Below are 9,145 nucleotides of genomic sequence, written 5' to 3' on the forward strand. Positions count from 1 at the left end.
GCACAACCTGAAAGATGAATATGACTGCTGACATGGATGAAAACGGCGCCCTATGGATTCGGCCGGAAACCCCAGCAGAGGCTTATTTGCTGCGTTGCTGGTCCGACAAGAGGGGCGAGACGCTAAAGACGGCTGGACTGGCGACATATACAGGCATGGAAACGATGGTCATCGTCTCCTCATGGCCGCAAACCAACCACTGAAAGGCTGGTGAGATGAACCGAGACATCACCCAACGTGAAATTCTGGACGACATCCTCTCGCGCTGGCACGGATGGGCTAAGAACTATGCCCCGGTTCCAGTGTGCGGCGCTGACCCGATGTTCCGCAACGCGAAGTCATCCAAGCAGTGGGACACTACCGAAGACATCGTAGACGCCGAGATCAACAGCAAGATTATGAAGGCCGTTGATTTCCAGGTGAGCGAGATGCAAGACCCTTACAAGGCAGGCATCTACGTCCTGGCCAGGAATTGCTACACCGGCCGCAGTGTGTGGATGAGCCCGCGGCTACCGCAAGACCCGGCAGAGCGTGGTGTGGTGCTGGCTGAAGCTCGGACGCAGTTGATCAAGCGGCTAGTTTCGGCGGGCGTGATGTAAAAAATGTGTTGACACGCGCTCGGCAGTTCATCTAATATCCGCATCGGAAGGCCTCAGTGCCTCCAAAATTCACCCGCTCAGGTCTAGGCCTCGGCGGGTTTTTTCGTTTCCCGGTCTGAATACGCGAGCTTTGTCCTTGCCGGGATCCTATGGAGTGACAAGCGTGGGCCTGGCGAACCCTTCGTGCATAAATCAGCCTTAAGAACCAGGAACAATTCGGCGGTATCCATTCCGCAGCGGCCGTAAGGGCGCCGGAGAGTAGGGCTACAACCCGAAGCGTAACCGGCAATTTTCCGCTGGCCAGTTCGACACCAAAAGCTTTATGCCCAGGAACTGAGCCAGCACCTACGCACCCGGAAATACCGGCAACTTGAGCCGGCTCGCTGCGGGTAAACAGCGGGAAACCTTCAGCCACTGCGGCAGCGGCGATCAAGGGAGCCGAGGACCGGTCAGCGCAGGCAATCGCTAAATCCGATGCGCTCTCATCATCGAACACGCCGTGAGGCACTCGAAAGCACCAACATGAAATTCCGAAAACTCAGCAACCCAGGGGAAATGCTCCCTGCCTGGTATGGCGTGGCTTGGCATGAGTACTACCGTGATGCGGCCGTTTGCTACCCGGTGCCATTCAATCGCATCGCCGCATTAGGCCGGTCTATCTGGCTCTGGTTGCAGTATGGCCGCATTGAAGTGCGGATGAATCCCCGGGATGCGTATCACCAAGGTCTCAAGCAAGGCCGAGCACAGATGCGAATTCCTGGCAACGGTCAAAACGGCCTGCTTGATGGGTGGGACCGTGGTTGAAGCCAACAAACAAGTGTCGCCTGCTGCAAAACGCAAGCCACCAGCCGCTGGGATGGGTCGCGTCAAGGGAACGCCCAACAAGGCCACGGGAATGGCGCGAGAGGCGATTGCGAAGCTGGTCGAGGGGAACATCGATCAGTTGCAGGATTGGCTTGATCAGATCGCCAGGGACGAGAAGCAGGGCCCTGCGGTGGCGTTCAAGATGCTGATGGACGTGATGGAGTACCACATTCCGAAGCTGTCTCGCGCTGAGCACACAGGGGAGGGCGGCGGCCCCATCGACCACAACCTGAACGTGACGTTCGTGGGAAAGTCATGAACTGGACGCTCCTCAAAGATAAGCAACCGCCAGTTGACGAGGATATTCTTTGCTGGAAGGCTGGGCGCGGCTATGAGCTCATGCATCTGAACAAGGATGGGCGTCTTGTCGATGAAGACGGCGGCTGGTATACCGATAAAGAGAATGAGCCGAGCCATTGGTGCGTTATTGACACGCCAAAATGAACGTTCAGATCCCGGAGATGCTGGCTCCGTTGTTCCAGCCAAATCGCCGGAAGGTTGCACACGGCGGTCGTGGGTCGGGCAAGTCGTGGGGGTTTGCCCGCGCTTTGCTTGTCCTTGCCGCGCAAAAGCCGCTTCGTGTGCTGTGTGCGCGGGAAGTGCAGAAGTCGATCAAGGATTCTGTCCACCGGCTGCTGAGTGATCAGATCCAGGCGATGGGCCTGGGTGCTTTCTTCGACATTCTGGACACAGAGATTCGAGGAAAGAACGGAAGTCTTTTCCTGTTTGCTGGCCTGTCCTCGCACACGGTGGAGTCGATCAAGTCGTTCGAGGGCTGCGATGTTGTTTGGGTGGAAGAAGCCCAGACGGTCACAAAGCGGTCTTGGGATGTGCTGACGCCGACCATCCGCAAGGCCGGCTCTGAAATCTGGGTGACATTCAACCCGGACATGGAGACGGACGAGACTTACCAGCGCTTTGTGGAGCATGCAGCGCCGGAAGACTTCGTGATTCAGATGAATTGGGACTCGAACCCGTGGTTCGGGCCGGAGCTGGAAAAAGAGCGCCAAGACACGCTTCGCCGCGATCCTGACAGCTACGCAAACATTTGGGGGGGCGTTCCCAAGCGCGTTTCCGAAGGCGCGATCTACCGCTACGAGGTCGAGAAGCTGTTTGAGGACAACCGGCTGCGTCCTGTGCCTTACGACCCGCTCTTGAAGGTGCACACGGTCTGGGACTTGGGTTGGAACGACGCCATGACCATCGGGTTCTGGCAGCGTTCAGGCGCTGAGGTTCGGTGCATTGATTACATCGAGGACAGCCACCACACGCTGGACTGGTATGTGGCGCAGATCGAAAAACGCTCGTATCGCTGGGGAACGGACTTCATCCCGCACGACGGCAAGGCGAAGAACACGCAGACCGGAAAGAGCACCGAAGAGGCTTTGCAGGCCATGGGACGCCGTGTGGTAGTCCTGCCTGCCCTGGCCATTGAAGAAGGCATCAAGGCCGCCCGGATGATGTTCCCGCGGGTGTACTTCGACAAGGACAAGACGGCCCGCCTGATGGAGTGTTTGAAGCGCTACAAGCGTGACATCAACCAGAAGACGATGGAGCCAGGCGCGCCACTACATGACGAGTTCTCGCATGGCGCGGACATGTTCAGGTATGCCGGCATGGCTGTCGAGCAAATGACCAACGACGAATGGGGCACAAAGCTCAATTACCCCCGACTCAACAACGGATAACAAACCGGCATCGCTGCGAAGCGCCCCGATACAAATGACCAAACCATCCCCTCTCAGCGATGATGATCTGAAGGCGCTGACCGACGCAGAAATGCGCGCCGCCGTGCAGCACATCGGTGGAAAGCTGTCCGCCGAACGGCGCAAGGCGATGGTGTATTACCTCGGCCTGCCCGAGTACGACCTGACGCCGCCAGAGATCGAAGGCCGGTCTAAGGTTGTCTCGACTGACGTGCGCAACACCATCCTGTCCATGATGCCGCAGCTCATGGCGAAGTTCGTCGGTGGAGATCAGGTGGTGGAGTTCCAGGCATCTCAGCCTGACGACGAGGACAAGGCCAAGTCCTGCACGGACTACCTGAACTACCTGTTCTTCAAGAAGAACAACGGTCACGCGATCTGCTCGACATGGTTCTTGGATGCCCTGCTGCAGAAGCGCGGCTTCCTGAAGATCTGGTGGGACACGCGCGCCGAGGAAAAGCGGGAAGAGTACAAGGGCCTGACCGAGATCGAACTCGCTCAGATCATGGACGATCCAGAGGTCGAAGCCATCGAGCAGACGACCTACCCGGACGAGGAAGATGCCAAGCACCGCCAGGATGCTCTGGAGGCGATGGGCCAGCAGTTGCAGCAGGCCATGCAGGCCGCGCAACCCAACCCACAGGCGCCACAGGGAAATCCCAAGGCCATGCAGGCCGTGCAGCAGCTTCAGGCGCAGATCGCACACATTCAGGCCCAGCCGCCCGCCATGCTGTACGACGTGGCCTTCAAGCGGTCGCTGAAGGCCGGCAAGATTGCGATCAACAACGTGCCGCCTGAAGAGTTCCTGATCTCGCGTGAGGCCAAGAGCATCGAGACGGCGCGGTTTGTCGGTCATCGTGTGCCGCGGACGCTGTCCGAACTGCGCTCGATGGGCTACAAAAACGTCGACGACATCGCCTCCGATGGTGATGGTGACCTGAATGAAGAGCGCCTGACCCGCGACCAACAACACACCTACATCGACGACAACAGCGGCGACAAGTCGCAGCGCATCGTGTGGGTGACGGAGTGCTACATCCGCTGCGACTACGACGGTGATGGCATCGCAGAGCTTCGCAAGGTCGTTCGCGCTGGGAATCAGATCCTCGACAACGAGGAAGTCGATTGCGCCCCGTTCGTGTCGATCTGCCCTGTGCCACTGTCGCACATGTTCTATGGCCTGTCAGTCGCCGACCTGGCCATGGAGAGCCAGCGCACCAAGACCAACATCTTGCGCGCGCAGTTGGACAACATGTATTTGCAGGTCAACGGCAGGTACTTCGCGGTTGAAGGCCAGGTGAATCTGGATGACCTGATGTACTCCCGCCCTGGTGGCGTGGTGCGCATCAAGAACCCGAACGCGGTGGGTCGGCTCGACCAGGGCCATGGTGACGGCGGCGCATCCACCGAAATGATGGCCTGGATGGAGGAAAACCTTGAGCAGTCCACCGGCTGGACACGCTACAGCCAGGGCAACGACTCCAAGGCGCTCAACCAGACCGCCACAGGGGTGCAGATCATCACCGGCAAGGGTGACATGCGTGTGGACCTGATCGCGCGCAACTTCGCCGAAGGGTTCGTGGACCTGTTCCGCATGATGCTCAAGCTGGTCAGCCAGCATCAGGACAAGAAGACGCAAATCAACGTCAACGGCCAGTGGGTGGACATGGACCCGCGGGAGTGGCGTAACCAGTTCGACGTGAACATCAATGTCGGCCTGGGCATCGGGTCGAAAGATGAGCAGGTGCAGAAGCTGATGGGCCTTGCGCAACAGCAAGCGAATGCCATGGCCATCGGCGTGAGCAACCCCAAGAACGTCTACGAGCTCCACGTGGACATGGCCGAGCTGATGGGCTTCAAGAACGCCGAGAAGTATTTCAACGACCCCGAGAAGAACCCGCCGCCGCCGCGTCCCGATCCAGAGGCCGCCAAGATGCAAGGCCAGTTGCAGATCGAGCAGATGAAGCTGCAGGCGCAGAACCAAAGCAAACAAGCCGAATTGCAGGCCAATGCGCAGATTGAGCAGGTCAAAGCGCAATACGCCGCGCAGGAAGCCGAGGCCAAGCGCAACTACGAAGCTCAGCTTGAGCAGGCTCGGATGCAGATGCAGGCCGAGGTGGATAACAACCGCCAGCGCGCTGAAGCCGAGCAGCACACGCTGAAGATTCAGCAGGAAGCCCAACTCGCTCAGTTGAAGCTGCAGAACGACGACGCAGCCCATCAGCGTGAGATGGCTTTCAAGTGGGAAGTCGCCCAGCTCGAAGCCGCAACCAAGATTCAGGTCGCCAACATCGCCAGCAAGGCCAAGTTGGACGACGCCGCAACCCAAGCCGCCACCGCCGAAGTCAGCGCGGACGTGACTCAGTAACCAAGGAACACCATGCCTTCATTTGCCATTGGCGCCACGATCAATCTGACGGTCGATGCCGACGACACCTACACGTTCACCGGCATTGCCGACATGACGATCACCTCGACCCAGGGGACGCAGACGGTGCACCTGGACGGTACGCAGACCATCGGACCTTACAAGGTGCAAACGTCGGTGTCGATCAAGGCAATCACTGCCGGATCGTATGACCGCATCTACGCGGCCAACGGTGCTTTTACGCTGGGTAGCCTGACCGCGGCCGAGATCGCCGTGGTGAACGCATCCCTTGCGGCTGGCACGGCATCGTTCCCTGTCGGCACGTTGGCCACGGTCGATGGGGCCATGTGGTCGCTGGCTGGGCTTGGCACTTCTGCTGTATTTTCATCGGTGGGCGGCTCTGGTGGCAGTTCGGCGACTATCGCCGACCTACTGCGCACCCAGCCATTGTTTGTTCCTGTTCGCGGCTTCCTGAACAACTGGAAATCCTTGTCGGCCTCAAATGCAGCCGCCACTGATAGCCAACTTCCCGTTGCTTCGCTGAACTCCGGAACCGTCAATCTGGCCGGGCGCTTGAACAAGTCGGCGGGCACCATTGCGGCCAAGGGTGAGAACATCCTAAACCTTCCGACCGGCTACGAGCCCGCATATTTGCAAGGGCATGCAGGTGGCTTCCTCGAAGCAACGACCTTCAACGTCATTGCCTGCCAGATCGGCTTCGATGCCCAGGGGACGCTGCCCATCATGACGGCTAACGTCAACACGGCCACGACCCCGTTCTTGTTGGAGACGAATGCCAGTTTCAAGGCCGCACCCATCCTCAGCGGCGCGGCGTACCAGCGCAATGCGGCCGTTTCCGACGATGTGGCTGTGCTGTTTCCGGCCGCGCTTCCTGCTTCGGCCAAAGTCTGCATGTACTTCCATGGCGCAGGCGATGACTATTTGAGCCACCTCACCGGCATCACGGCGGCCACTTCCACGCAGTTGTTGTTCCGTGCCACGCTCAAGGCGTTGCTGGCCGATGGCTGGATCGTCATCACGTCGTCTGGTGGATCGATCACCGACCACTGGGGAAACCCGGCGAGTTGGCTTGCAACCCAGGCCGCGCTTGCGTGGCTGAAGACCAAGTTGACGGTTGCAAAGCTCAGCGTGGTTGGTCAGTCGATGGGCGGGCTGACATCGTTGCGTGCGCTGGCGCAGTACTCGGGCATCACCAACTGGTATGGCATCTACCCCGTTTGCAACCTGGCGTACATGCAGGCGTCCAGCAGCTTCACATCGGCGATCAACACGGCATTTGGTGGTGCGCCAGGGTTTGCAGCCAACGTCGCGGATTGCGATCCGATGCAGTTTTCTACCTCGCAGTACGGAGGCAAGAACATGCGCATGACCGCATCCGCTTCCGACACCATCGTTTCCAAGGCCAACAATTCCGATCTGCTGGTGACAAAGGTCACGGGCACGGCGGCATCAGTTGTGCTGACCACGCATACCGGCACGCATGGCGATCCTTCTGCCTTTATTCCTGCCGACGTGGTGGCCCAGTGCAACCTGTAGTCGTGGCTACCACTGCTGGTCGTTGAGGTCTTCCCACTGCCGGCGATGTTCTTCAGGCGAGACATTCCGGTGGTGCCAGGCCTGCCAGGCGACAGCAAGTCCGGCGATGACAAAGACGCTCACGCCAGTAGCGATGGCGAACCAGTGAATTCCTTGCATTTCCGGGCCTTTTGGTAATTTGTTGAGCAGATGCAACTGTAACCCGATGCATAAACCGCGCCAATCCGGGAGCGAAACCATGTCACTAGAAGCCAAGATCCACCAAGCCAGCCGAGCGAAGGAAGTCCTCGATAACGAGGTCTACCAGCAGGCTTTCACCGACTACAAGACGGAGATCATCAAACAATGGGAAACCTCACCAGCCCGCGACGAGGACGGCCGCCAAAGGCTTTGGCTGATGCTCGCAACGCTGAACAAAGTGCAGTCGATGCTGCAAACCACGATGGAAACGGGGAAACTGGCAGCGCAGGAGCTGGAGCACAAGAAGTCGATCGCCGACCGGCTGAAGGAATCGCTTGGCATGACGCTGTGAAGCATGTGAAGAACAAGCACTGCTTCCACTACCAGATCGCCACAGTCTGGCATCCGGACGCCGACTGCGAAGTGCTCGACACGCACCACGGCAATGTGCGCGTGCAGGTCGGGGAGCCGGCCTACCAACTGACCACCGGGGAAATCATTGAACTGCGATGACAAAAATCATCGCGCTTGACTACGACGACACCTACACGGCAGATCCTGAACTGTGGGATCTGTTCATTGCGGCAGCCGTCAAGAATCGACACCTTGTGGTGTGTGTGACGTTTCGCTATCAGGACCGGCAGCCTATTGACGCGCCACCACCTGGGATTGAGTTGTTCTATACAGGCGGTCAGCCCAAAGGCGCATACATGGCAGCTCAGGGCCTGATGCCGGACATCTGGATCGATGATATGCCGGACCTCATCGGTCCCACCAGAAGGCTTTTAGAGCCAATCTAATTCAGCGTTTGCCCAACGCGCATGGATAGCCATTTCGGCTTATTAGTTGGGCAGGCCAGCGCAGTGATGCGTCGCCAAAGGAGAACGAGTGGACACGTCTACGACACCCACAGGCTCGGAAACGAGCGATTCAAGCCTCACCACAGCAGAGGCTGGCGCGGCATTCGCGTCGATGCTGGACCCGGTAGAGCCTCCTGAAAAGGAAGAGCCTGCCGCCGTTGAGGCTGAAGCGCAGCCCAACGAACAGGAAGAGGGGGCCAACCCCGAACCATCTGAAGCAGAGGGAGATGAGATCGTCACCGTCCTTGTTGACGGCAAGCCGGTCGAACTGACCAAAGCCCAGATCGCCGAGGCGCACAAGAGTGGCCTACGGCAAGCGGACTACACGGAGAAGACGCAGAAACTCGCCGAGCAGCGCAAAGCCGCTGAAGCAGAGACCGCGAAGGCCCGTGAAGAACGCCAGAAGTACGCCGATGGCCTGAACAAGGCCGCCGCGGTACTGGAAGCGCAGCTGCAAGAGCAGCAAAACATCGATTGGCAGCATCTTCTGGACACTGATCCGGTCGAGTATCTGAGGCAGCAACACATCGCCCAAAAGCGACACGCCGACCTGCAACAGACGCTCAACCAAAAGGCCCAGCTGGAGGAGGTTGTCAAAGCCGAGCAGGCGTCGAGCTATCGCGAACACATCCAGAACCAGCGGGATTTGCTTCTCGCCAAGGTGCCTGAATGGAAGGACGAGGCGAAGATGAAGCAAGGCACCCAGGAGATCAAGGACTACCTGCTCAAAGCTGGGTATTCGGAGTCCGAAATCTCGAACGTTCACGACCATCGCGCCGTGCTGAATGTCCGCAAGGCCATGCTGTACGACCAGATGGTGGCAAAGGCATCCGTCGCGGCCAAGAAGATCAACGCCACCCCGGCTCGGGTTGAGCGTCCTTCCACTGGTCAGACCCAAAACGTCGACAAACGCTCGGTTGCATTCCAGCGATTGAGCAAGTCTGGGCGCGTCGAAGATGCCGGCGCCGTGTTTGCATCCCTTTTAACCTAACGCCGAGAGGCGCAGGAGCC

The 9,145-nt window shown here is 58.8% G+C and carries 12 protein-coding genes; 11 read left to right on the forward strand and 1 reads right to left on the reverse strand.

The window, feature by feature from the left end; translation table 11 throughout:
• Positions 1-20 precede the first annotated feature (20 nt).
• From RD110_RS28335 to RD110_RS10960, 7 genes are all read left to right on the forward strand, one after another.
• Positions 21-203 (forward strand): hypothetical protein, encoded by a 183-nt coding sequence (locus tag RD110_RS28335; RefSeq protein WP_157900145.1) that lies wholly within the window; start codon positions 21-23, stop codon positions 201-203.
• A 12-nt stretch (positions 204-215) separates the two neighbouring features.
• The gene (locus RD110_RS10940; RefSeq protein WP_157900146.1) at positions 216-599 is read left to right on the forward strand and encodes a hypothetical protein; all 384 of its coding nucleotides are present in this window, start codon (positions 216-218) and stop codon (positions 597-599) included.
• 709 nt (positions 600-1,308) lie between these two features.
• Positions 1,309-1,722, forward strand: a complete 414-nt coding sequence (locus RD110_RS10945) for a hypothetical protein (protein WP_076199373.1) — start codon at positions 1,309-1,311, stop codon at positions 1,720-1,722.
• The gene (locus RD110_RS27925) at positions 1,719-1,907 is read left to right on the forward strand and encodes a hypothetical protein (RefSeq protein ID WP_157900147.1); all 189 of its coding nucleotides are present in this window, start codon (positions 1,719-1,721) and stop codon (positions 1,905-1,907) included. Before RD110_RS10945 ends, RD110_RS27925 begins: the two co-directional genes overlap by 4 nt.
• A complete protein-coding gene (locus RD110_RS10950) occupies positions 1,904-3,151 on the forward strand; it encodes a PBSX family phage terminase large subunit (RefSeq protein ID WP_076199375.1) in 1,248 nt (415 codons plus the stop codon). Before RD110_RS27925 ends, RD110_RS10950 begins: the two co-directional genes overlap by 4 nt.
• A gap of 34 nt (positions 3,152-3,185) precedes the next feature.
• A complete protein-coding gene (locus RD110_RS10955; RefSeq protein WP_076199377.1) occupies positions 3,186-5,537 on the forward strand; it encodes a portal protein in 2,352 nt (783 codons plus the stop codon).
• A gap of 12 nt (positions 5,538-5,549) precedes the next feature.
• Complete coding sequence (locus RD110_RS10960; RefSeq protein WP_076199379.1) at positions 5,550-7,094, forward strand: alpha/beta hydrolase family protein; 1,545 nt, start codon at positions 5,550-5,552, stop codon at positions 7,092-7,094.
• A gap of 6 nt (positions 7,095-7,100) precedes the next feature.
• On the opposite strand, the gene RD110_RS27930 is transcribed toward RD110_RS10960, so the two are convergent.
• On the reverse strand, positions 7,101-7,334 hold the full coding sequence (locus RD110_RS27930) for a hypothetical protein (RefSeq protein WP_157900148.1): 234 nt from the start codon (positions 7,332-7,334) through the stop codon (positions 7,101-7,103).
• Here RD110_RS27930 and RD110_RS10965 point away from each other — a divergent pair.
• The 4 genes from RD110_RS10965 (at position 7,333) to RD110_RS10975 (ending at position 9,125) form a co-directional block, all read left to right on the forward strand.
• The gene (locus tag RD110_RS10965) at positions 7,333-7,626 is read left to right on the forward strand and encodes a hypothetical protein (RefSeq protein WP_157900149.1); all 294 of its coding nucleotides are present in this window, start codon (positions 7,333-7,335) and stop codon (positions 7,624-7,626) included. The genes RD110_RS27930 and RD110_RS10965 overlap by 2 nt on opposite strands.
• Complete coding sequence (locus RD110_RS27935) at positions 7,623-7,787, forward strand: hypothetical protein (protein ID WP_157900150.1); 165 nt, start codon at positions 7,623-7,625, stop codon at positions 7,785-7,787. Before RD110_RS10965 ends, RD110_RS27935 begins: the two co-directional genes overlap by 4 nt.
• Positions 7,784-8,074: a hypothetical protein gene (locus RD110_RS10970; RefSeq protein ID WP_076199383.1), complete on the forward strand. Its 291-nt coding sequence runs from the start codon at positions 7,784-7,786 to the stop codon at positions 8,072-8,074. Before RD110_RS27935 ends, RD110_RS10970 begins: the two co-directional genes overlap by 4 nt.
• A gap of 88 nt (positions 8,075-8,162) precedes the next feature.
• Positions 8,163-9,125: a hypothetical protein gene (locus tag RD110_RS10975; protein ID WP_157900151.1), complete on the forward strand. Its 963-nt coding sequence runs from the start codon at positions 8,163-8,165 to the stop codon at positions 9,123-9,125.
• The last annotated feature ends 20 nt before the right edge of the window (positions 9,126-9,145 follow it).

The organism is Rhodoferax koreense, from assembly GCF_001955695.1.
Taxonomy (GTDB): Bacteria; Pseudomonadota; Gammaproteobacteria; order Burkholderiales; family Burkholderiaceae_C; genus Rhodoferax_B; species Rhodoferax_B koreensis.